This is a genomic window from Paenibacillus sp. Y916, from assembly GCF_056786435.1.
Map to the genome: position 1 here is coordinate 38,219 of NZ_JBXCJA010000016.1, position 23,670 is coordinate 61,888.

Genomic DNA, 23,670 nt, shown 5'->3' on the forward strand with positions numbered 1-23,670 from the left:
GATACTTCCCTTCTGATGCTACCATTATGAGTTATTCACTTTTTCTTCAATCGGACTGACTGCTTTTAATTGTATTACGATCATCGCTGCGATAACGGCTTTAATGCAATCTCCAGGTAAAAATGCGGTAGCACCCACAAGTCCTGCCCATACAGATGTATGTGTAATGAGGGCCATGACTGGTGCACCGATTAAACTTACAAGTATAACACCACCAACCAAATTAATGATGATAACTTTCCATAATTTTAACTTGGACCATATCTTTTCTGTCATATAACCGATACAGAATACGGCTATTGGCCAGCTTAGAAAGTATCCAGCAGTCGGTGCTATGAATGCAGAGAGCCCTCCACGTCCTCCAGACAATAAAGGTAAACCTAGAGCGACTAATACGATAAACAAAATCAAGCTAAGCGTACCCGTTTTCTTTCCTAAAAAACAACCGGTTAGCATGACGCCAAGTGTCTGTACTGTGATGGGTACGGGGATAAAACCTAGTGGAATCGGTGGAATCATACCTAATACTCCTATTAATGCAGCGAATAATGCAGCAAATACCATCTCTTTTGTCTTCATCTTACGACCTCCGTTGTTATCATTGAAATTGAAATTGAAATTTCTACTAGAGTCGACATCTATGTATTAGCTAAATCATAACTTGATAATTCCTTGTTGTAAACCTAAAAATTATTATAGGTTAACAATCAATGACGCTATTTGAGCACTAGTAACAAAAGAACCGGCAACCACTCAAAAAGTTGGTTGCCGTTGCATTGGCAGGGATCGAACAATGATAGGTTACTTCGTCCTCTTCAATGGTATAGCTGACTGCCCTATCTACGAATAAGCCTTGTTCATCACGGTAGTCTACCGATTGAACAAGGCTTATTCGTTATTATTTACTCCTGTTGGAGTTGCTCGGGCAGCATCCGTTTATTGGATGAACTGATGAAGCTCTGCCGTACTTGCTTTATACTGTGGTTTGAATTCCTCAGATGTCATATAACTAGTTAGGCTGGACAGGAACTGTCTTCCTTCCGGTGTTTCCCCTACTTTGCTCGCGTCCAATGCACATATCATCAGGTTGCCAGAACCTACTTGACACTCAAAGAGTAAACCTAGTTTATGATTGCGCTCAAAGTTGTCAATCGTCTGCACGATGGGACTCCATTCTCGATTCGTTCCATCCAAAATGATCGACTTCGAGTGTTGAACGATATTCCACCATGGATAGGTAGAGAATTCTTCACTTGGGAAGTCATGGAATACAGGGTGGCTGTTGTCGATCAGCAGCCCCATAGTGCCGATAGGTACTGGGCGGTTCATGCTCTCGGAGATAGAGCGGAACATTGGGTAGCACCAGAAATCAGTACAATAGGTGCCTTCGACGGCGTTGTGGAGAGACTCCGGTCTCGGCATAAGCAACACATTTTCACCTTGCTCCAGCAGTGCAAGCGCCTCTTCGGAAAGTTCCTCGAATAAGTGGATGCCCTCAAGCACGCTACCGCTCTTCTGCGGATAGATCCACAGGTCGTAGGTCTTGCGGATATCCGTTCCCTCTATCCACAAGGAGAATACGACTTTATTCATCCGCTCGACGACGGGAAGATCGATAGCCACCTGGCAGATATCTATGTAATTCGCCTCTGCTGGGACTACTGCTGTGGCGCTGCCTTCCGCCAGCGTTCCTCCGTCTGTGCTCAGCTCCCAGTGAAGTGCAAGCGTATCAGGTGTCCCACTCCGGTACCAGCATAGCTCGACGTCGGCGCTGAACCGTTCACCGGAGATATAGTTGTACTTCGGAAATCTCGCCATGAGAACCGCATCACTGCAGAATGTGCGCCATTCCTCCGCCGTTATCATTCCCTTGGAATCCATAAAGGCGTCGAGGATGCCAACTAACGCCGTTCCTTGTCCGCTGAAATCCTGCAGATCCAGCAGTTGGAAGCCGGCAAGTTTCCGGGAGCGGAATGCGGCCTCTAGTTCCTCTTTGTAGCAGGCTACAGCCAGCTGACCTGAGCATTCGAAGTATTTGTCAGCGAGGTGGCCTAGCCCTTTACTTTCCAGTCGTTCTCGGAAAATCTTGAAATTCTCGGCTTTGAGTGGCCCATTGTATTTCTCGATTTCCTTATAATCTGGATAGGTCGCATATTGTCCAATCTCATGAGAGATAACCGGAATCTGCGGAATCCATTCCCCTGTCGCATCACCAAGCTCTACCGTCTTGGCTTCAGTGCCGTACTGGATCTGGATCGTACCTCCAGCTTCTGCGGCATCCCCATTCTGTAGATCGGGAGGAACAATCTGATCGTCATAGTCCTTCATCGTTCCTGGCAGATCCGTCTGGATATGTCCTTGGGGTGCGTCGCACATCGCATAGGAGCCCCTGAATAAGCGATCCTTGGAAAAGCGTACTCCACTAAAGAAATCGTCATGCTCCAGAATTTCCGGTACAAATTGATGGTTATTGGATCCCTGTGTGTACAGATGTCTGTTATCGAATGCTTTATAGTCTTTCAGAATAGAATCTATCTTAGTTCTGCTACCCCATAGCTCGTTACCGAGTGACATCATAACGAAGGATGGATGATTACCGAACGCTTGCAGAATAGCATATCCCTCACTGATCAGATAATCCTGCTCCGCCTGATTATGACCCTCATCGGTTTCTTCCGTAATCGTTCCCCAGAACGGCAGCTCCGGTTGCATGTAAATGCCGAGCATATCCGCTGCAGTAAACGCTGCTTCAGGTGGGCAGCAAGTGTGGAAACGGTAATGATTGATGCCGTAGGTCTTCGCAATCCCAAGGATTCTCAGCCATTCCTCTACGTCAGTCGGCGCATACCCGGTCAACGGGAAAATCAAGCCATCATGTTTGCCGCGGAGAAAAGTCTTCTCTCCGTTGATTGTAAACTTGTCACCTTCCGTTCTGAACGCGCTTAGCCCAAAGATCAAGTCGTGTCGGTCGATGGCTACCCCTTCTCTGTCTTTCAGAACGATGCTTATGTTGTAGAGATTGGGTGCGGCTTCGCTCCAGAGCAGCGCGTCCGTTCCCAACTCATAGACGATAGAGAACTCGCCCGATGATATTGCAAACTCCTGCTCGGACACGGAGTGTGTCGATAGACTGTTAAAGCTTGCAGCTGTTACAGCAACCGGGCCTTCAACCATGCCTTTCAGGGATGCTGTGATTTTGATCGACCGTGTGGATATATCTGGATCGAGCCGGATTTCGCCCAAATATGACTCACCGTAAAATTGAAGTTCGATCCGGCCGGTGATTCCATTCCAGTTAGTCTGCGTATCTGGCGAAGTTAAATGTCCTCCTTTGGTCGGATAACCAGTATTGTCGACCCGGATGGTAATTGTCTGACTGCCTGCCCGTAGCTGGTCGGTCAATTCGTAAATATGAGGGGTGTTCAGACTATCACGGCTGCCAATCTCTTGATCGTCCAGCCAGAGCGTCGTCAGCCGTGTTCGTTCCAGATATAGAAAACATGCCTTTCCGGCGAGTTCATCCGGAATGACTACCTCCTTCGAATACCAGGCCTGTCCCTCAAAGAGGTATTCATCCGTCAGAGCTCCGACTGAAATATCCTTGTTCTTCGGTCCCTTACGGGCGTACGATGTCGTGCCTGGCAATGTTATGACATCCGCAAAAGGAAGCAATCTTCCTTGTCTCTTCTCATCTAATTGCAACTTCCATTCACCTTCAAGGTTGATCATTGTCTGCATAAATATCACTCCTAATCGCTGTTTGAATATCATAATCACTTATATGGATGTCCAGAGCAATACCTAAAGCCAGCTTAGCAAGCTCACTTCCAATAAAAGGGCCCATTGTCAACCCTGACGCTCCTAATCCGTTAGCGGCAATAAGACCTTCCCAGCCGGGAACAGCACCCATCACGGGGAGAAACCCCGGGGTAAATGGGCGGAATCCAACACGCACCTCTTGAAAGGTGCTATTTGCTAAGTCAGGTGCCAGAGCTAATCCTTTATTCACAATTTCTTGTATTCCACCTGCGGTTACTCTTGTATCATAGCCTTCAATGTCATTCTCATGAGTCGCACCTATTACGATTTTCTGATTATCAAAAGCGAGCAAGTATTGATCCGTAGGTGGTATGATGACAGGCCATATGCCTGTATCTTGTTGATTTGGAACTTGTAAATGCATAATTTGCGCTTTCTGATAGCTAACTTTAAAGTCAATGCCTAAGGGCAGTAGCAATTGATTTGCCCATGCACCTGCACATACAATGACTTCGTTAGCAGAGTAACTTTCATTCCCAACCGTTACGCCTGTTACACGATTGGATTGATAATTAATCGTCGCATCCCCGTTGATTAGGACAGCCCCATTTCTTTGTGCTGATCGAACCAATGCATCGCGAAGTGCCCGACCATCTATTCGGGCGGCACCGCTAATATGTACAGAATGATAACCTTCCGCTAACAAGGGAAACAACGCATGTGTTTCTTGTTCATTATACCTTGTAATTTCCCCGACTTCTGGTGCATCCTCTCTTCGTAGATATGCGCGCTCCTCCATCTTTCTGATTTTCTCCAAATCATCATGAATACATAGCGCACCAACTTGAGCATAGCCTGTGTCTGTTTCACCCTCTTTTTCGAGTTCCTTAATCAACTCTGGATAGAAGCGCGCACCTGCTTTTGCCAACTGGTACCAAGCTTGATTACGTCTTTGTGATAGCCAAGGGCAGATAATTCCTGCGGCGGCATCCGTCGCCTGTCCTTGATCTTTGCGGTCAACAATAATGACCTCTGCCCCCATCTGGGCTAAATGGTATGCTGTCGATGCCCCAAGAATTCCTGCTCCAATGACGATGACTTTCCGCATGTTTACATCCCTTTCCTAGATCAACTGTTTCTAGTATAACAAATAAAAGACGATCACTCCCCATCATTCTACAGGGGTGATCGCCTTTTGTATTATACCTTCAGGGAATGCTGTGCACGTGCAATCTGTGTTGCTTCAACCATGTTGCGTAAGGAATCCACTGTTTCGTCGAATCCACGAGTCTTAAGTCCGCAGTCTGGATTGATCCAGAACAATTCCGGATCCAACACTCGCAAAGCGCGATCGATCATACTCGTCATTTCCTCTACTCTTGGAATACGCGGACTATGGATATCATATACGCCTAAACCAATACCTAGTTTGTACGTATTCAACTCGAAGCTATGAATCAACTCACCATGACTACGTGAAGTTTCGATTGAGATCACATCCGCATCCATCGCTTCAATTGAATATATCATGTCATGGAACTCACAATAACACATATGCGTGTGAATTTGAGTTGTATCTTGAACGGTACATGTCGTCATGCGGAATGCCTTCACAGCCCATGCTAAGTAATTCGCTTGCTCTTCTTCCTTCAATGGCAACCCTTCACGAACGGCAGGCTCATCCACTTGAATCATTCCGATACCAGCATTCTCTAACGCTTCTACTTCTTGTCTAAGTGCATAAGCCAATTGGTAGGCGATTTGTTCACGGCTAATATCATCGCGAACGAAGGACCAGTTCATGATCGTAATAGGGCCCGTAAGCATTCCCTTAACAGGACGATCTGTCTTCGACTGTGCATACTTCGTTTCTTCCACAGTCATTGCCTTCTCAAACGCTACATCTCCAAAGATAATAGGTGGTTTCACACAACGAGAACCGTAAGACTGAACCCATCCGAACTGCGTGAACGCGAAGCCAGCAAGCTTCTCACCGAAGAATTCAACCATATCTGTACGTTCAAATTCACCATGAACAAGAACATCCAATCCGATCTCTTCCTGCAGCTTAATCCAGATATCGATCTGATCTTGGATGAAACTAACGTACTTCTCGTTATTCCATTCACCCTTACGCCACGATTGACGAGCTTTACGTACTTCAGCTGATTGCGGGAAGCTTCCGATCGTCGTTGTTGGGAACAATGGTAATTGCCATTTCTTCTGCTGCGCAACATGACGCTCTGCAAAAGGAAGATGACGTTCAGGATGCTTCGAACTAATCGTAGCAACTGCGCTCTGAATATCGTTACGATTACGCTCACCGGATTGTTTAAGTACCTGTAGGTCAAGTTCACATTGTGCCAATTCGTCTGCAATGACCCCTTGACCTGAAGTCACTGCTTTTACTAGAAGAACAAGTTCATCTAACTTCTCATCCGCGAATGCAAGAGCACCCTTAAGCTCAGCGGATAGCTTCTTCTCATTAGCCACTGTAACAGGAACATGAAGTAGACTACATGATGACTGTACGATAAGTTGCTCAGCTGTTACAATTCCAGATAGTTGTTCCAATAGTCCCAACTTCTCTTGAAGTGACGCCTTCCAGATACTACGACCATCGATCACACCCGCTCCTAGAACCTTATCTGCTGGGAAACCAAATTCCTTAATGGATGACAAGTTGCCCGACAATCCATGTACGAAATCAAGACCTAATCCTTTGACTGGCAACTGGATGATATCTTGATAGTTCTCTACTGATTCGAAATACGTTTGCAATATGATGTTCAAGTTAGGCACAGACTTAGCAATCGTTCCGTAGATAGTCTTCAATCTTTGGATGTCGTCTGCGCTTAATTTCTGAACAAGAATCGGTTCATCTATTTGTACCCATTGCACCCCTTCATTCGCAAGCTCCTGAAGGATTTGCACATACAGTGGTAGTAAACGATCTAGCCATGCATCTGTTTCTGCAACATTATATCCTTTGGATAGTTTCAAGAATGTTAATGGTCCGACGATAACTGGCTTCCCTTCGATTCCAAGCTTTTCCTTAGCTTCACGATAAGCTATAAGAGGTTTATTCTCCGTAAGTACTGGTGTAGCATCATCCAACTCAGGAACGATATAGTGATAATTCGTATTAAACCATTTGGTCATTTCACTTGCTGTTGCATCCTTCGTCCCACGGGCGATAGCATAATATACAGACAATGGTACAACTCCGCCATCATAAGGAAAACGCTTCGGAACAATCCCGAACATAGTAGCTGTATCCAGAATATGGTCATAATAACTGAAATCATTCACTGCGATCAAATCGATACCCTTTGCCTGCTGTTTACGTAAATGATTCAAAGTGATCTCTTGTAATTTACTATGAAACTCTGCTTCCTCAATCTTGCCTGACCAGAACGCTTCTAACGCCTTCTTCCATTCGCGATCCGCACCAATACGTGGATATCCCAATACACTACTCTTTATCATTCTATATCTCTCCTATGCACATTACTTGTTAATAGAAAGATATCATGTATTAGCTGGTATAGTGTAACCGTATTAAACTATATCTAGTTATATCCTAGAGCTATATCAGGGATTTTGTTGCAATATCACAACGATATCTAATCAGAGAAAAAGCTGCTCGGATTATTCGAAGCCACTGAAAAAGTCCACACATTGGTGTAGGATACCGCTGCGATGACGGATTGTCCTTACGATCGCTGTTGCCCTCTGATTTCTTAATTATATACCGCTTAGCGGTTGAAATCAGAGGGCAAAGGCGAACGCTATCGCTTCTTCAGGACAATTCCGTCAACTGCGCTGCTTCGAGCATATGGTCTGTTTTTTTTTGTAAATATCAGTTTTATTTAGGGCATCTTTTATGCAATTTATTCGCGAAGAATGCACCGCTGACAATGCCAATGACAAGCGTTGGAAGTATCTATAAAAAAAGAACACCAGTAATATTGAGCAAGCTCAAAATAACCGTGTTCTTTCTTTAAACTAGCCATTGTTAGAATGACACTACTTCTCCAACGTAATTCCGAATGAAGAACCAGCCTTGGCAGCAAATACAATCGTTCCGTTCTCAGGGAGCACAACTTCATTAATACCGCTGATTACGGTGTAGTTCACGCATGTTCCATTTCCGTCGTATACCGCATAAGCTCCTTGTTCAGGCATCGATACTATCATCTTCTTACCAGCAACTTCTTGGGATATGCTATACCATCTGGCGTTACCATCCGTTTGCACAGTAACCGTAGAGTGTTTCCCTTTATAGATAGGTATTACTTTATCCTCACTGACATACAAACTTCCAGCCGACTCAAAATATTCGATACCATCTTTCGTATAAAAACGGAATTCAGCCGTATCCCGGCTTCCCGTGCCAGGAACTTGATGTTGGCTCACTGCAGTATTCGGTCCAGTAATTTTCTTATCCCCTAAATAATCCTTTAATTCTGCGGTACGGGAAATCTTGAGGGTTGAATTAAGCATGTAAACAAGAGAACTATACTTCTCACTCACAGGGTAATATGATTTGCCTTCTCTCTTTGCCCATACATCTTCCGTCTCTTTAGATAGGGCCTGAGTTTCCAGCTTCTCGGCTACGTACTGAGATATTGCCAATTGTCCCAACCCCGGAACGGTTGCATATTCTCTATTCCACAGGTAGGTGCGTCCATTTTTTTCGGTTACAATATTGATCTTCGAACTCCCAACTTCGTTAACAAAAGATCCTTCCGATGTATATATATATTTCTGCTCTGGATACTCGGGGACACTCGGCACTGATAAGGATAGCTCTCCATCCTTTATAGCAACTTCAACTTGTTGACCGGTAGCACCATAATAGCCCGAGTACTTTGTGATGTCGCTTGGCATGTCAGCCTTAACAGGTGTACCGAATGATTTCTCCGGTTTAATGTCTGTGATTGCGCCCTTCTCTTTCAACGCCTGAAGAAGAAGTTCGTGCGCCAAAAGCTGGTTCGTCGAACTACTTCCGCCTGATGATAGAACTGCAGCAGCCATGTTCTGCTCTGGAAGCACTACGAGAGAAGCATGATACAAAATTGTGTCTCCCCCCTTGCTGAGACCCTTTATTTTATAATCGCTGAACGGATATAATCTTACACTATCCCAACCAAGCCCGTAGTCAATTAAATTATCCGCTTCTTTGGGCCATATTCCCTTGTTGTATTCCTCTTGCTCCATTGCTAATACCGCGCTATCCGAGAGAATTTCCTTTTCACGTCCCATAAATATTTGCGAGAATTTCACCAAATCCTCTGCTGTAGAATAGATTCCGCCCGCTCCAATCGCGTTTAATGTTTCATTTGGAAGCTGCTTTTGAATCGTTGGATAATAAAGACCAGGAAGTTTGCTTGAATCTAATACGTCTTGCGGTGTCTTTGTATGCTTCAATTCTAATGGTTCGATAAAATATTGATGAATGAATGCAGTAAATTTCATACCACTGACTTTTTCTACAAGAATCTCAGCTAGCGAAAATCCGTCGTTGCAATAAACAGAGAATGCTCCTGGATCAGCTTTCAAACTCTGTGTAGACAATTGCTCAAGCAGGTTGTCATGCGCATATGTGTCATTATCGTTGAACAGAACTGTACTACCTAGGCTCGAACCTTGAAGTCCAGAAGAATGGTTCAGCAGCATACGTGGCGTAATTTGCTTATAACGTTCATCTATCATCTTGAAATCAGTTATGTACTGCACCAAGGGGGTATCCAGATTGATTTTTCCCTCATCTACCAATTTCATGACGGCAACTGTCGCAAACATTTTGCTCGTTGATCCGATACCATACATGGTTTCTGTGGTCAAAGGGATTTTCCCTTCTATATCGTTTAATCCCTTCTGTCCTGATACTGTAATCTTGCCGTTGTCGATTAGTGCATACTGTACGCTAGTCGTACCGTATTGTTCGGTAAGCAGTGCCGCTTTCTCAGAAGCGATCGTCGCCTGTGTCTGATTAGAAGTTGCAACATTCTCGTTAGACGCTAGTGCTGCAGTCGGAACAAGCGGTGTTAGTGCAATAGCAGCACTCAGAATCCATATCAACCTTTTTTTCATTAAAAAACCTCCTTAGTTTTCAATCTATGATATATTACGGTTCAATAGATAAAAGGGTTCAAATTTCCAGATAAAATATATCAGATACTATTTAAATAAGCCCGCGAGTTGCGCGGACTTATTGATAAGCTTATATATTTACTCAAATCTTACAGACCTAACTTATGACCTTTCTCCAGACGTAGTATCTGCTTCTCACCGCTATCAGCCAATTCGCGGAACTGATTGATCGTATCACGCATTTTAGGCAGAGCTACCTGCTTGTAGGTGCTGATCGAATCTAGAGCAGACAACACATCAGTAAATGCTTCCTTCATGGTGTCTACCGAGATACTAGCTTCAAGCGATTGCTTCTGGATCTCAACACCTTGATTCTTCAACATTCTGGATGTGCCAGCAATCAGATCATTCGTCGTTTGGTTTAAGAGTTCAATCTTTTTCAAGACAATCTTCTGATTGTAGAGAGCACTTGCTACAGTTACGGAAATCTTCAACGCCGAAATCGTAACATTCTTAGCTCTATCTACCCCACGAATCAGTTCTTTGTTGTTCCTGATCACGACTTCGATCGCCATAATTCCCTGTTGGTTAACAACTAACATTTGCTGCAAGTCCATCACCCGCTGACGTAGCGGGAACAGCACTTCTTCCGTGATGAAACGAATTTTGTCAGGATCTTCATTACGAAGTTTGGCAGCTTCGATTTGCGACTCGATGGATTCGTCCATCAACATGCCAAGCTGAATTTCCTTTTGAAGCTTTTTGGTCAATTCTCGGAGCATCTGTTGTTCAATCTCTAGTGTCGTATTGTCGTTCTTGAGGGTCGATTTCCCCTTATCTAAAGAGATCACTATATCCGCAATGACAACATCGGCTTTTTGATACTTGAGAAAGTATCCACGCAGCGGATTGAACAGTTTACCGAGGAACCCAGTCTTAGCAAAGTCTATTACGCTCGGGTCCAAGTCCTTTAGTTGAGTATGCAGTTCAGATAGACCTTTAGCTACTTGACCACCCTCATCTCCCGTTTTCGAGAGGTTTCCAACGGATACTTGCAGTAGAGAATTTTTATCAGAGGAACTTTTCATTGTATTGATACCGAAAGAATCAATGGATTGCAGTATTTCTTTCCTCTTCTCAAGCGACTCGAAATCTAGTGCCATGATCGTTGCGACGTTAGCCTCGGCTACTTCTTTAAGCTTTGCCACTTCCTCGGGAACGGGTTTAACCTGCTCTTCGATAGCAACTTGAATCTCTTCCTGACTTGGTATTTCCATTGTAAAAGACATCATAACCCTCCCTATAGTTGACCGTTACATTTGAACGTTGAATAAATTTCCAATCTTGTAGACAACATCATCTGTATCTGCATTAATGCTCGCTGCTTCATTAATTTTCGAAATACTTTGTAAGGCCTCTATATTGGCATTAAATCCGATCGTGTAAATTGGAATCTTATAGGTCTCAATTAACCCACTAATGTCCTTGAGCGAATGACCCTCAGTTGTCTCGCCATCACTTAAGAGAAAGATGATCGGCTTTACATTGGGATTAAGTGCTAATTCATCTTGAAGCAATTTCAAAGCTACAATGATACCGTCAAAAGTAGCCGTACCTCCACTAGCTTGAAGACTGTTCACCGTACCCACAAACATAGACTGTTGGTTCGTGTCGTACTTCCCAATAGGGAGATTAATGGTTACACCACTTGAATAGGATACAAGACCGATACTGTTATCTTTTCCTAGATATTTCTGACCTTTCAACAGGGACTCTTTCAAGCGATTCAGAGGCTCACCTGCCATACTACCGGAAACATCGGTTACGAACACTGCCGCAATCGGTTTACTTCCGTCCTTCTTTTCTTTCCATAACTTCTGCGCAGATGATAGTAGACTACCGTCGACTACTGCAAGTTCTGACTTGTATTCCTCAAGATTATTGAAGCCATTCTTCTTTGCTGAATTCTGATACTTCTCTTGTTCAACAAACTCAGCGAACTTCTGAATGATGTTTAATTTATCTTCAGGTACATCACCTAATGCGTATAACGGACTGTCATGTCTTACGCCAAAGGGAGTGAACACATAACTATCCTTAAGGTCAGCAGCATTCAGATAGGTCTGATACTCCAGAACAAATCCATCCAGCATACCGGACTTCGCCGCATCACGCATTTGTATCGTTGTAGATGCAATGAAAGGCACATTGACTTGGAATTTTTCAAAACCCTGCACAGCTTTATCTCCTAAAATATTAGAACTATCGAATGTATTAAGTGCGGTAATAAGAAAGTTCAATCCTGTAGAACTGGCGAACGGGTCAGTGTATCCCATAGAGAATTCATTATTAGATATAGCCTCGGTAACTGTTTTGACATTCACTGATCCATACGTATCTATTAGGGCATCGTATTTCGCCTTGACAATGACAATGCCAGGAACGTTTCCGACGAGGCGCTCAGAGACAAGTTCAGTCTTAACACCACTCGCCTTGACCATTTCACCCCAGAATTCGTTAGAAGGTGTGAAAGCGTCGGGTACATATTTACCAGATTTGATGTAATCCGTAGCTGTACCGGAAGCGATATTCCGTACTTTAACTGAAGCAGATTTCCCATGTATGATGACATTAGCTTTGTTGAATTCTGTCGCTACCTCAGTCAACCATCCATCGACACCCGTACCTGATTTCTCAGGAGAAGAGAAGATTTCTACAAAAAAGTCACTCGTGTTGTCTACGGTTATGGGGAACTTCGAAATATCCGGTAACGACTCCGCAACATCAGCAGGATTAAGATCAATCTGCCCCTTTACTGGCGCCTCCGTAGTTACTGAGATATTGGAGTAAAGCTTACTTAATCGCTTACCTGCATCCTCGGAAGATACTTCTGTTTTTGTTTTTCCCAAATTAGAGGTCAGATTTACCCCTACATATACAATGCCGAATACTAATATCACTAGAATACCCGATAATAGAAAGAATTTACTTTTCTTTGTCATTCTTTACACCTCTCACTGTTTATAATATTTGGTTTGCTTAATTAACATGTCTATTTCTTGCATGCAAGGCATATTTTCAATATCCCCTGGCTCAAAACTATCTAAGCGGGATATTTCTAACAGTAACTTATCTAGTTTCAGCAAGATTTCCTCGTTCGTACCTAGAGAGCTTTTCATGAAAGACAGATACTCCTTATATACGATTGTCTTTTCTTGAAGAAGTTCCTGAGAAAAGGCAGTAGATTTCTGATTCATGACCCTCTCGAATTCCGACTCGTCAAATACATTGAGCCTATTCAGGATACTTCTGACATTAAGGTAAAATAGCTTTTCTACCTCCTGAGTTACGGAAGCAAACTTCTTGTAACTTAACTCCGTTGGTTCGAACCTCTGATGTAGAACATTTAATAAGGTATCCTTCTTCTTCGTCATTCGTTCCAACTGTTCTAAGGCAAGCGCAATATCATGCGCTAATGTTTTTACATGACGGTAGTGTGTCAAAGCCTCCACGTAATCTTCATGCGTTTTAATCTGTTTGACAGGTAAAGCAACGGGCTGCTTAAACAATAAGTTATAACTCCAGTAAAGCACCACTAGCGCACTTACGAACAGCAATGTTACTCCAAAGGCTGTTGCGAAAGCACTTCCTCCGATCTCTAGCCCCAAAAATCCGGGCGAGAGCACTAGGATGTTCAATATCACCACAGCCACAATAATTCCTATAAGTTTTATGTATTTTGTATTAGTCAATTGTTGTACCTCCTCTACTGACACAGTGACAGGAAAATTGTACCACAAGTTACGAATTCGTGACAATAATCTATTAAAACATCACCTTTGAGAATTCGTAAAGCAAATGAAATGTACCATCATCGACATAACACTTACCACTAATTCATACTTTTGGAATCGAAAATGTTACACTTGTTATACAAACATTATTTATTTTCAATAAGATCAATTTTCCACAAACGGGCCAGATTGTGTAGTAAGCCTTATTGAACTAACGGTCAGTTTAGTTGAACAAGGAAGTTTTTTAAAATTGTGATATATGTATGGAGGATTAAATGTCAATGTCGAAACATCTGGTTTACAGGGAAAGGGGAAACAAATACATGTCGATTTACCATAAAGTAATTGGAGAAGGGTATCCCATCGTTATGTTGCATGGTTGGACACTCGACCATCAAATGATGTTCCATGCAATGGAACCGTTATTCGAGAAACGAAGCGGTTGGAAGAGAATATACATAGACTTACCAGGTATGGGGCATTCCGAGTCACAACCATCTATTCAGAACTCTGATGATATTTTAGAAGCGATATTACGTCTTTTGGACAAACTTATCCCTGATCAACCGTTTATTATTTGTGGTAATTCATATGGCGGGTACATTGCCAGAGGTATAGTCCGTTCACGGCAGGACACAGTTCGTGGATTACTACTGATGGCACCATTGACTATACCTGAATTCGATGAAAGAGTAGTACCACAACAGACCGTTCTAAAAAGAGACAGCAATTTGATATCACATTTGTCTTCAGAGGATGCTGATGAATTTTGCTCCATGGGGGTAGTGCAAGGTCCAACTGAATGGGAGAGGTTTCGAAATGAAATTTTACTTCCTTCTAAACAAACAAATTATGAATTCTTAAACCTTATTCGTCAAAATGGATATGGCTTTACCTTCGATATTTCATCTAAACTTGAGTATCCCACGCTAATTATCACAGGGCGTCAGGACAATGTAGTTGGATACCACGATGCGTGGCGACTAATTGAAGATTACCCAAGGGCAACTTTTGCAGTGCTTGATATGGCTGGTCACAACCTACAAATCGAACAAACCGATGTATTTAACGCATTAGTTCATAACTGGTTAAACAGACTTGAGTCTGAAAATTTTCGACTTGCATAACTTTTCATGAATTTGAGTTTCCTGTTGCACTAACAGATTCCTAATTTAACAAGATAGTTAAATTAGGAATCTGTTAGTCTTCGGTGAATGATAGGGTCTTCTGTTCCTGCAACTGAAGGCATTCTAGGTTTATCTTTTCGAACACCTCTTACTTCTCTATGCAGAATGGCTTATCCAAACAATAAATCTAGAATTTTCTCATCAGCTTTACGGTTTTCCCCTTTATAAGGATAGCAGTGAATGTGAATGGCTGGATTAAAATTGATTTCAATAATGCTGTAATTGGTATGCGTTGCCTCTAGACTAATATCATCAATCATCATGTCAACACCACAGATCGTTGCTCCTGCAGCTTTAGCAGATTGAATGGCTAATCCTTTATAGCTATCTGGAATGTCATCCGTAAAGTCAATACTGTCTCCACCTGTACTAATATTCGAATTTTCCCGCAGATAGACGATCTCATCTAGTTGGGGTATATCACCCCAGCTTTTCGATTGATTTCTCAAGAACATCTCTTCTGCATCACCGATCTGAATTCTTTCAAGGGGTGTCTTATATCCCTTACCTCTGAGCGGATCTTTGTTCTTCTCATGAACTAGTTGCTCAATCGTATGGACACCATCTCCAACTACATTCGCCGGAACGCGATGCAATATGCCGACAACTTCGTCCCCCATAACAAGGAAACGATATTCTTTACCAGTAATGAACTCTTCGAGCAGGACCGTCTGATCATGTTCAAATGCCATTTCGAACGCTTGTTGATAATCTTCTTTCGTGAAATCACCATGAAAGATCGTAATGCCCAAACCAAAGTTTGTTGATTTGGGTTTAATCACAATGGCGTTGTCACGATATATTTCATATACGACCATAGCTTCTTCAAGATTCCGAAATGCTTCGCCAGTTGGAACTTGAATTCCGTGTTGCTTGAGAACTCTTTTCGTAACTACTTTATTTTCCATAATTAATACGGTGCTATAGGAATCTAATGATGTTTTCGTAGCTTGCTTAACATATTCTTGGTGATCGCCTTGTGTAAGTAACACGAAGTTATCATCTCGATCAATCAATTGAAATTTAATGCCGCGTTTAACTGCTGCCTTCAGAAGTAACTGTGTGGATAGCTCAAGGTCCTCATATCCTACGAATCGGTATCCATTATGAAGACTCTCCTCAGTAAATTGTTTCGCTTTATCCAAGTGATACGTCAGATAAGATGATTGTTGAATTTCTGACTTTACAATAGATGCAAAACTTTTATCTGGATGAATAATCTTTTGCTTCTCACCATTCAATATGTGTGAGAACTCCTTATCATCAGGCATCAAGAGCTGGACCATTTCTTGCATCTCATGGATACAAGTTAAGGCCATCTCCTCCATCGTCACACAACCCTCTTCATGATCGTGTAAGTATCCCTTTATACCTTCCATGATAAGTTGATCATGATTCATGTCTGCCCTCTTTTGATCCTCTACACCGAAGGTTTCATCCTTCTTCAACAGCATGTAAACAATAAACAAATGAATAAATTGCATCGTTTCTTTACTGATTCCAATTTTATGAAGTGGATTCAAATCCAGGAAACGAAGCTCCAAATAAGCGATTCCATCTTGCATTAGTTCCTGTAATGGATCTACACCTTTTGCTGTTTTCACTCTAACGGGGCTGTAGAATTCTTTTACACTTAATAATTCCTCGGATCGAATCAACTCATTCAGATCACGAACGTAGTCATTCATCGAATGATAGGACACATATAAAGGTTGTTCATTGCGATAACCGCATTCGCTATTACGAAGTGAATTCATGTTCGGGAAATAATAGCTTTTCTCGTCATCGGATTGCCCTCGGGCAACGCATTTCTCAATATATGTCTTATCAAAGACAGGACTTGCACCTGTTAAATAGATGAGCAGCCATCGATACCTCAATAGATTACGTGTTATTTTAAAATAAGTGGCATCTTTGAAATCTTTGAAGTCTTCATGGTGAGCTATTAATTCATGTAGCCTTCGTAGAAATCTATCATTGAAAGAAAAGTTATAATGGATACCGCTCAGTAATTGTCTTTTGCGACCATACTTATCTGCTAATTGATTCCTATAGTTGTCTTCTATCGGATCGTTCATCTTCGCAATTGGAATATCTTTATCATTGGGTAAAACAGGCGGATTGCTACTCGGCCATAAATATTCCCCATTCAATTCTAGCGAAACTATATCTTGCAGTGCTTCCATGAAACGATACGTTTCATCAATCGAGTTGAAAGTTGGAGTAATCATTTCGATTTGACTCTCTGAGAAATCCGTTTGAATATATGGGTTTCCCATTTTATTACCAAAGGATTCCGGATGCGGTGTCATCGCAAGTTTCCCATCTTGATCGACCCTAATATTTTCTTTTTCCAGACCAAATTGACCTAGTAGAATATCTGCATTTAACTTTTTATCGACCAGAAGCTGTATGAGTTCACGATTTAACAAAGCCATTATAACGACCACCCTTTATTTGAATGTTCCACTTGCGGACCCATCATTCTGCGCAAAGATCCCCTAAACCAGAAGACCAGAATAACTCCCTTGAAGACACTACTCAGAGCAATCGCCATCCACACACCGTTTAGACCAAATGGTTCGGATAATATCAAGGCCAGTGGTATCCTGAGCGCGGTAAATGTAATGCTGAATATCGGTGGGATATGTGTCTTACCCATTCCATTGAAAGCACCAACGGTCATTAGTTCCAGACACATGAACATTTGTGAAAAACCGAGGATACGCATATAATCAGTACCTAACTCTACAATGGACACATCAGACAGAAACAGTGAAAAGAGTTGCTGTGGGAATAAGATGAATACAAGTGATATGATAATGCCAAAAATGGAAGTTAGCAACAGAGCATGATGATAGCCCTGTTTAATGCGATCTAATCGGCGTGCTCCATAATTTTGCCCAAAGAAGGCAGCAATCGCTCCTTGGAGTCCTCCGATTGTCATGTATGAAATGGATTCAATTTGAATCCCAACTTTTTGGACTGCAATAGCATCAGCTCCAAAACGGATAATAATCTTGGCAATGATGATCGATATGATCGTAAATGTGACACGCTGGATCGTAATCGGAAGCCCCATGGTGATCACTTCTTTCATTTGACGACTATCCCATCGGGACGATCTAGAGATCAATTCTGAATTTCTTGTCTTCATAATAAATATACTTGTCACTAATATATTGGCGGCTAATGTTGCAATCGCTGCCCCTGCAACTCCCCAACCTTCAAATTTGCCCACACCAAAGATTAAGAGTGGATCGAGGACGATATTAAAAATAAGACCGATCGAGAAGATTTGAAACGGCTGCTTACTATTACCCATGGCGTTCAAAATGGTAACAAAAAACGTATTTGTTATAGAAAATATCGTTCCAATAATTGAAATCATCAAAAATTGTTTCGCCATCAGCTCAACTTCTTCACTTCCAAGATCAAAGAACGCAATGAGTTGATTCTTGGTCAACATGACAAAACCCATATAGAGAAGCCCCAATAAGATAGACATCATAAATCCGTTCTTAATATACGTTCTAGCCTTATCTTTCTGACCAGATCCCATACAATGTGAAACTTTAATCCCAGTACCGATCGTTATCATAGTGGATAAAGCAATAGCTAAATTAATGAAGAAGCTGGCCGTGCCAATTGCTGCTACAGGACCACTTCCTAGCCTTCCAACCCAAAGCATATCGACAAGCCCATATGTAGTTGATATGAAATTGGTTGCAATAATTGGAATCGTTAATTTCATTAATGTAGGCATAATTGGGCCTTGGGTCAAATCATTTGTGCCCTTCATATCTAGTAACACCCTCTTGATCTAATAAAATACCTTACATTTCTAAAATAATTATATACCACTCCCTTATATAAGCAAGTGATTATATGCTTGACACAATCTATTTATTTTGATAGTTGGCTAATTTACCCCCGCATATCGCGTCCACTTCTAGGGTGACTATCGTCAATCTACAGACAAAAAAAAGCCACTAGAGTTTTCTCTAATGAGCTTATATTCATATCCAATTAACATTACATTGCTTGATGGTCATTGAATTAAGCTTTTATAGCCCATCTCAATTTTGCTGAACGAGCACGACTATTCAGATTACATTCTTCTGTTGATGGCCGGATTACCTCGGTTGAAATCTCACTGTAAACTCCTTCACGCAACAAATTTTTAAAAGATTTTTTGACAAGTCTATCTTCTCCGGAATGGAAAGACAGTATGGCAACACGCCCACCTTTTGTAAGGACGTTAGGAAGTTTGTCTAAGAATTCATATAACACTTCAAATTCACTATTCACATCAATACGCAATGCTTGAAAGGATCTTTGACATGATTTCTTAATCGCTTCTACCCGTTTATCTGCAGGAATAAATTTGAGGGCAGCTTCAATAATTTGTCGAAGCTGAGTAGTCGTAGAAATAACAGTGCCCTTTCTACGTTCAGCAATAATAGCACTAGCGATTTGTGCAGCATACGGTTCATCTGCATTTTCAATTAGCATACCTTCTATTTCTTCTAGAGTCATACTTCTTAAGCGCTGAGCACCAGATATCCCTTTTTCAGGATTCAATCGCAAATCCAATGGCCCCTCTTTTTTATAAGTAAATCCTCTGTCAGGATTATCTATTTGCATTGAAGATAGGCCTAAATCTGCTAACACAAAATCAAACGGACCTGCCTCAGCAGCAACTTGATCGATATTGGCAAAGTTCAGTTGCCTGGTAGTCAATAGATTTGAGCCATACCCTAAATCCTGTAAACGTTCTCTAGTTTTGGATAATTCAATAGGATCTGCATCAAGTGCATATATATGACCCTTTGATTCTAAACATTTTAGCATTTCTAATGTGTGACCACCATATCCTAGGGTTGCATCTAAACCAGTTTGTCCTGGTTTTATTTGCAAAAACTCTAATATTTCTTTGACGAATATGGATATATGCATACCGGCTGGGGTATTGCCCTTTTCAATTACTCTCGCTACAGTATCTACATACTTCTCCGGTTGAAGCTCCTTGTATTTTTCTTTAAAGTTTCTTGGATGAGTTCCTTTATATCGAGCACGTCGTTGGTGCTTCTGTTCTGGATAATCCATTGATTGGTACCTCCCTACCTTTTCCTATGTTATCTTTATCTAAATTGCGGATTGTTTGTTTGAGCTTCTACCGCTGCTTGTTTCAATTTATCACAAATCAAAACATCCAACTGCATCTTTTCATACGCTTCAATGCTCATAACAACCATATCACCATATCCATTCTTTGTCAGAAATACAGGTTCGGCTGTTTCATGCACTACTTTGGAAATATCAGCAAAGTTGTTCCTTAAATCCGACACGGGCCTTATATGTGGCATGTTCTTTCCCCCTGAATTTATTTATCATAATTTTATCATAATTATGATAAGCGTTCAATGAGGTGTAAGCCCTATACTCATTCCCTTATTTCATTAAAAATCATATTCCGCATCTTTCGCTTGACGAATCTTGGAGTACGCATCAACTAGTTGCACGGTGTCTTCTACTAAACGCTCCATACGGAAAAGAACATCGTCGTTGATTATTTCTTTTCTGAGGAAATCTTTCTCTTCGATAAATACGTATGTTGGCACGATATGCGCTTTCATATAGGATAGAATTGGTTTCAACTGCTGCTCCGCCATTAAATAATGCTTCGCTGTTCCAGCTGTAACAACTATACTCACCACTCTATCTCGGAATGCATTGACAGGTAATAAATCGAAAATATTTTTTAACGTCGCTGGAATAGAGGCTTGGAATGTCGGTGTACCGATAATAATGGCATCTGCCTCCATGATCGCCTCCGTTACCACTTTGGTGTCCCCTTGGTATTCCCAATAGTTCCGTCCATCACTAAACACCATTTCATACTCTGCTAGGTCTAGTAACGTAACTTCGGCATCAGGATATTTTTCACGTGTCATTTTGAGTGTGTAATCCATCGCTGTTCTTGTTTTAGACCCTACTTTTGAGCCTGCAATCCCTACAATTTTCATCCTAATCACCCCTTATTTCTTAAAATATAAGAAAGTATAAGTTTCACTTAATACTCTTTCCCTTATATTTCCGCTGAAACGGGTGCCGTCCTTGAAATAAGACGCCGAAGCCGTTTCTACTTGGCTGTATGTTTCTTAATCGCAGGCATAATTTCCGTTGCAATCAGTTCAATGTTTTTCGCAATCTTATCGAAAGGTACACCGCCGAAATCAATTTGCGCCATAAAGCGTTGTTGACCATACAATTCATATTGATAGAGCATTTTCTCGATCATTTGTTGTGGACTACCGATCATTAATGCATCGCGATAATCTGTCGATTGCGCAAATTGTTGTTTAGGATAACCACCACCACGTAATGCCTGCATACCTGAATTAATATGTGGATAATACTCACGAAGTGCATCTTGAGAATTTTCTGCTGTATAGAATAAGCTTGTTGTAGCAATGGGAAGCGTTGCTGGATCAAACCCACGCTCGGCTGCTGTTTCACGGTATGCATCAACGGAAGGCTTGAAATTGATTGCAGGCCCACCAAGCGTAGTTAGCATCATCGGTATACCTGCATATCCAGCCTTAATTGCACTAGAAGGAGGTCCACCTACTGCACGCCAAATGGGCATATGACCATTGAGAGGTTGTGGCAAGATAGAAGCATTATTCAACGGTGCACGGAATTGCCCCTCCCAAGTTACCTTTTCCTCGTTATTTAACTTCATTAGAAGCTCGATTTTCTCTTCAAATAATTCCTCATAATCATGCACGTCATAACCAAGTAAGCTATATGCCCCTACACGTGATCCTCTCCCAGCGACAATTTCAGCTCGCCCTTGTGAGATCAAATCTAATGTTGCGAAATCTTCATATACACGGACAGGATCGGATGTACTTAACACCGTTGCCGAGCTAGCAATTTTAATGTTGTTGGTAGCCTGTGCAATTGCCCCCAAAATGACTGTATGTGCTTGTGTTGTAAAATGTGCTTGATGACTTTCTCCTACAGCAAATACATCAAGTCCAGCTTGATCAGCAAGCTTACTTGCCTCAATTAATTCGCGAATACGTTGTTCAGGGCTAATCATCGAGCCTGTATGTGGGTTCGCCAAATGATCACCTATCGAATATAAACCAAATTCAAGTCCTTTATTTGTATCAATACGATATTTTTCCATGTGAATTACTCCTTTGAAGTCAAATTTTAGTCAAGTGGTACGAGCTTTGCTTCTATTGCTGCACGTTGCCCTTCTAGAAATGGTGGCAAATCTAATTCCTTACCAAGCGCTTCGATCGTTGAATCTGCGATGAATCCAGGACCATCTGTTGCAATTTCAAATAAAATACCGTTGGATTCACGGAAATATAAGCTTTGGAAGTAGAAACGATCCACAATTCCTGATGAGTGAAAGCCACGTTCTTTAACGACCTGATCCCAATAGCGTAACTCCTCTTCGTTCTTAACACGGATGGCTACATGATGAATGCTTCCTCTGCCGGGCTTCTCACTAGGTCCTTCCTCCTGTTTGACGACAATCTCACCTAATGACTGTCCAGCAACAGACTGATAAATCCCTTCATGATCGGAGCGGGATGCCTCTACATAACCGAATATGCCCGTTAATGTTTTGGCTAGACGATCCAAGTGACGCACCGTTATTTCGACTGTACCCATTCCCAGAATACGATGCTGTTCCTCGATAATGGAATCTTCCCACATGGACCAATTTTCAGGAACCTTTTCGTCGTTATTATTTAATAGAATCATTCGTAATCCTTCGGCATCTTCAAAATGTAAAGCATCTCGGCCGGCATAACTTGTAATTTCACCATGCTTTACATCCAATACTTCAAAACGATTTTTCCAAAATACTAGACTTTCAAATGATGGAACAAGTAAGCCGATTTGTGTAATGGCATTGGTGCCACGAACCGTTCTTCCTACCATGGGCATTTCGAAAAACGAAAGCTCCGTTCCCGCACTACCCGTTAAATCCCCATAAAATAAATGATACATACTAGGGTCATCCTGATTAACAGTCTTTTTCACTCTCCGTAGCCCTAATATATTTCTATAAAATTCATTGTTCATTTTAGCGTTTTTTGTAATCATCGAAATATGATGATGTCCAGAAATAGTATACATAGTAGTTCCTCCTCTATTTTAACTTGATTAGTCAAATGATATTACAAAAAAATTACTCAGGCGGCAATTCTTTCTTTTGGCTATGTTTGTGTACACGTGTCATTAATGTATATAGTGTTTTTTGTTCTTCTTCGTTTAATGCATCATCAAAAAATGATGTTTGAAATGCCAGTTGTTCCGGCATCGCTTGGTCTAGAATAGATTCAGCTTTCTCTGTGAGACTGATCGTTTTCGTTTTCCAATCTTGCTTACGTACAATGTAACGTTCTTTCTCAAGACGTACGAGCATACGCGAAATACCACCTTGTGTAACCGTCACTTTCTCGGCTAACTCCATTTGCGTGAGTGGCTGATAAATACGAATTTGCATGAGTACATCAAACTGAGCAGTCGTTAGATCAAATCGTTTCAGAAAGTCATTCGACATCTGGTTACTTTGGTTCGTAAAACGCATTAAACGTAACCAGATTAATGAGCCTATCGTATTATTACGCATGTCGTTTCCCTCCCCATCGCTAACCTCAACATCACTTTACTACGCAATTGACAAAGAAGCAAGTTAATTCATTTTTTTTTCAACTTTTTAGAAATTGGTTCGTTCCATTACTTTACCAGTTTTTCTAATCTTATTGAAGAATTGAACTCACCACTCCATACTACGT

The 23,670-nt window shown here is 41.7% G+C and carries 17 protein-coding genes; 1 reads left to right on the forward strand and 16 read right to left on the reverse strand.

The genetic code is table 11. The features are described 5' to 3' along the window. Window positions 1-24: 24 nt before the first annotated feature. The 8 genes from AC1TO9_RS22645 to AC1TO9_RS22680 form a co-directional block, all read right to left on the reverse strand. Complete coding sequence (locus AC1TO9_RS22645) at window positions 25-579, reverse strand: biotin transporter BioY (protein ID WP_482057467.1); 555 nt, start codon at window positions 577-579, stop codon at window positions 25-27. A 357-nt stretch (window positions 580-936) separates the two neighbouring features. After that, entirely contained in the window at window positions 937-3,738 is a 2,802-nt protein-coding gene (locus AC1TO9_RS22650) for a glycoside hydrolase family 2 TIM barrel-domain containing protein (protein ID WP_482057468.1), read from the reverse strand. Beyond that, window positions 3,716-4,867 (reverse strand): NAD(P)/FAD-dependent oxidoreductase, encoded by a 1,152-nt coding sequence (locus tag AC1TO9_RS22655; protein WP_482060575.1) that lies wholly within the window; start codon window positions 4,865-4,867, stop codon window positions 3,716-3,718. Before AC1TO9_RS22655 ends, AC1TO9_RS22650 begins: the two co-directional genes overlap by 23 nt. A gap of 92 nt (window positions 4,868-4,959) precedes the next feature. Beyond that, window positions 4,960-7,248: a 5-methyltetrahydropteroyltriglutamate--homocysteine S-methyltransferase gene (metE, locus tag AC1TO9_RS22660; RefSeq protein WP_482060576.1), complete on the reverse strand. Its 2,289-nt coding sequence runs from the start codon at window positions 7,246-7,248 to the stop codon at window positions 4,960-4,962. A gap of 540 nt (window positions 7,249-7,788) precedes the next feature. Then, entirely contained in the window at window positions 7,789-9,858 is a 2,070-nt protein-coding gene (locus AC1TO9_RS22665) for a serine hydrolase domain-containing protein (protein ID WP_482060577.1), read from the reverse strand. A gap of 149 nt (window positions 9,859-10,007) precedes the next feature. Further along, complete coding sequence (locus tag AC1TO9_RS22670; protein WP_482060578.1) at window positions 10,008-11,147, reverse strand: toxic anion resistance protein; 1,140 nt, start codon at window positions 11,145-11,147, stop codon at window positions 10,008-10,010. 24 nt (window positions 11,148-11,171) lie between these two features. Then, window positions 11,172-12,860, reverse strand: coding sequence for a vWA domain-containing protein (locus AC1TO9_RS22675; protein WP_482060579.1), 1,689 nt, complete (start codon window positions 12,858-12,860; stop codon window positions 11,172-11,174). Between the two features lie 12 nt (window positions 12,861-12,872). Beyond that, window positions 12,873-13,610: a hypothetical protein gene (locus AC1TO9_RS22680; RefSeq protein WP_482060580.1), complete on the reverse strand. Its 738-nt coding sequence runs from the start codon at window positions 13,608-13,610 to the stop codon at window positions 12,873-12,875. A 365-nt stretch (window positions 13,611-13,975) separates the two neighbouring features. On the opposite strand from AC1TO9_RS22680, the gene AC1TO9_RS22685 reads away from it, so the two are divergent. Next, entirely contained in the window at window positions 13,976-14,779 is an 804-nt protein-coding gene (locus tag AC1TO9_RS22685; protein WP_482060581.1) for an alpha/beta fold hydrolase, read from the forward strand. Window positions 14,780-14,949: 170 nt separating this feature from the next. Here the strand turns inward: AC1TO9_RS22685 and gshAB are convergent, their stop codons facing one another. From gshAB to AC1TO9_RS22725, 8 genes are all read right to left on the reverse strand, one after another. Beyond that, window positions 14,950-17,277: a bifunctional glutamate--cysteine ligase GshA/glutathione synthetase GshB gene (gene gshAB / locus AC1TO9_RS22690; RefSeq protein WP_482060582.1), complete on the reverse strand. Its 2,328-nt coding sequence runs from the start codon at window positions 17,275-17,277 to the stop codon at window positions 14,950-14,952. Then, on the reverse strand, window positions 17,277-18,641 hold the full coding sequence (locus AC1TO9_RS22695; RefSeq protein WP_482060583.1) for an MATE family efflux transporter: 1,365 nt from the start codon (window positions 18,639-18,641) through the stop codon (window positions 17,277-17,279). Before AC1TO9_RS22695 ends, gshAB begins: the two co-directional genes overlap by 1 nt. A 257-nt stretch (window positions 18,642-18,898) precedes the next feature. After that, complete coding sequence (gene rsmH, locus AC1TO9_RS22700; protein WP_482057478.1) at window positions 18,899-19,948, reverse strand: 16S rRNA (cytosine(1402)-N(4))-methyltransferase RsmH; 1,050 nt, start codon at window positions 19,946-19,948, stop codon at window positions 18,899-18,901. A 35-nt stretch (window positions 19,949-19,983) separates the two neighbouring features. Continuing rightward, window positions 19,984-20,208 carry a type II toxin-antitoxin system Phd/YefM family antitoxin gene (locus AC1TO9_RS22705; RefSeq protein ID WP_482057479.1) on the reverse strand — a complete coding sequence of 75 codons (225 nt, stop codon included), beginning with the start codon at window positions 20,206-20,208 and terminating at the stop codon, window positions 19,984-19,986. Window positions 20,209-20,301: 93 nt separating this feature from the next. Beyond that, window positions 20,302-20,868 (reverse strand): NADPH-dependent FMN reductase, encoded by a 567-nt coding sequence (locus AC1TO9_RS22710; protein WP_482060584.1) that lies wholly within the window; start codon window positions 20,866-20,868, stop codon window positions 20,302-20,304. Window positions 20,869-20,984: 116 nt separating this feature from the next. Beyond that, window positions 20,985-22,040, reverse strand: coding sequence for an LLM class flavin-dependent oxidoreductase (locus AC1TO9_RS22715; protein ID WP_482060585.1), 1,056 nt, complete (start codon window positions 22,038-22,040; stop codon window positions 20,985-20,987). A 26-nt stretch (window positions 22,041-22,066) separates the two neighbouring features. Further along, window positions 22,067-23,008, reverse strand: a complete 942-nt coding sequence (locus tag AC1TO9_RS22720; RefSeq protein WP_482057482.1) for a ring-cleaving dioxygenase — start codon at window positions 23,006-23,008, stop codon at window positions 22,067-22,069. Window positions 23,009-23,060: 52 nt separating this feature from the next. Beyond that, a complete protein-coding gene (locus AC1TO9_RS22725; RefSeq protein ID WP_482057483.1) occupies window positions 23,061-23,504 on the reverse strand; it encodes a MarR family winged helix-turn-helix transcriptional regulator in 444 nt (147 codons plus the stop codon). Window positions 23,505-23,670 lie beyond the last annotated feature (166 nt).

What these genes read in the sequence shown, in the direction of transcription:
- AC1TO9_RS22645 (WP_482057467.1), bottom strand. Translation starts at nt 579, where the DNA reads ATGAAGACAAAAGAGATGGTATTTGCTGCATTATTCGCTGCATTAATA.
- AC1TO9_RS22650 (WP_482057468.1), bottom strand. Translation starts at nt 3,738, where the DNA reads ATGCAGACAATGATCAACCTTGAAGGTGAATGGAAGTTGCAATTAGAT.
- AC1TO9_RS22655 (WP_482060575.1), bottom strand. Translation starts at nt 4,867, where the DNA reads ATGCGGAAAGTCATCGTCATTGGAGCAGGAATTCTTGGGGCATCGACA.
- metE (WP_482060576.1), bottom strand. Translation starts at nt 7,248, where the DNA reads ATGATAAAGAGTAGTGTATTGGGATATCCACGTATTGGTGCGGATCGC.
- AC1TO9_RS22665 (WP_482060577.1), bottom strand. Translation starts at nt 9,858, where the DNA reads ATGAAAAAAAGGTTGATATGGATTCTGAGTGCTGCTATTGCACTAACA.
- AC1TO9_RS22670 (WP_482060578.1), bottom strand. Translation starts at nt 11,147, where the DNA reads ATGTCTTTTACAATGGAAATACCAAGTCAGGAAGAGATTCAAGTTGCT.
- AC1TO9_RS22675 (WP_482060579.1), bottom strand. Translation starts at nt 12,860, where the DNA reads ATGACAAAGAAAAGTAAATTCTTTCTATTATCGGGTATTCTAGTGATA.
- AC1TO9_RS22685 (WP_482060581.1), top strand. Translation starts at nt 13,976, where the DNA reads ATGTCGATTTACCATAAAGTAATTGGAGAAGGGTATCCCATCGTTATG.
- gshAB (WP_482060582.1), bottom strand. Translation starts at nt 17,277, where the DNA reads ATGGCTTTGTTAAATCGTGAACTCATACAGCTTCTGGTCGATAAAAAG.
- AC1TO9_RS22695 (WP_482060583.1), bottom strand. Translation starts at nt 18,641, where the DNA reads ATGAAGGGCACAAATGATTTGACCCAAGGCCCAATTATGCCTACATTA.
- rsmH (WP_482057478.1), bottom strand. Translation starts at nt 19,948, where the DNA reads ATGGATTATCCAGAACAGAAGCACCAACGACGTGCTCGATATAAAGGA.
- AC1TO9_RS22705 (WP_482057479.1), bottom strand. Translation starts at nt 20,208, where the DNA reads ATGCCACATATAAGGCCCGTGTCGGATTTAAGGAACAACTTTGCTGAT.
- AC1TO9_RS22710 (WP_482060584.1), bottom strand. Translation starts at nt 20,868, where the DNA reads ATGAAAATTGTAGGGATTGCAGGCTCAAAAGTAGGGTCTAAAACAAGA.
- AC1TO9_RS22715 (WP_482060585.1), bottom strand. Translation starts at nt 22,040, where the DNA reads ATGGAAAAATATCGTATTGATACAAATAAAGGACTTGAATTTGGTTTA.
- AC1TO9_RS22720 (WP_482057482.1), bottom strand. Translation starts at nt 23,008, where the DNA reads ATGTATACTATTTCTGGACATCATCATATTTCGATGATTACAAAAAAC.
- AC1TO9_RS22725 (WP_482057483.1), bottom strand. Translation starts at nt 23,504, where the DNA reads ATGCGTAATAATACGATAGGCTCATTAATCTGGTTACGTTTAATGCGT.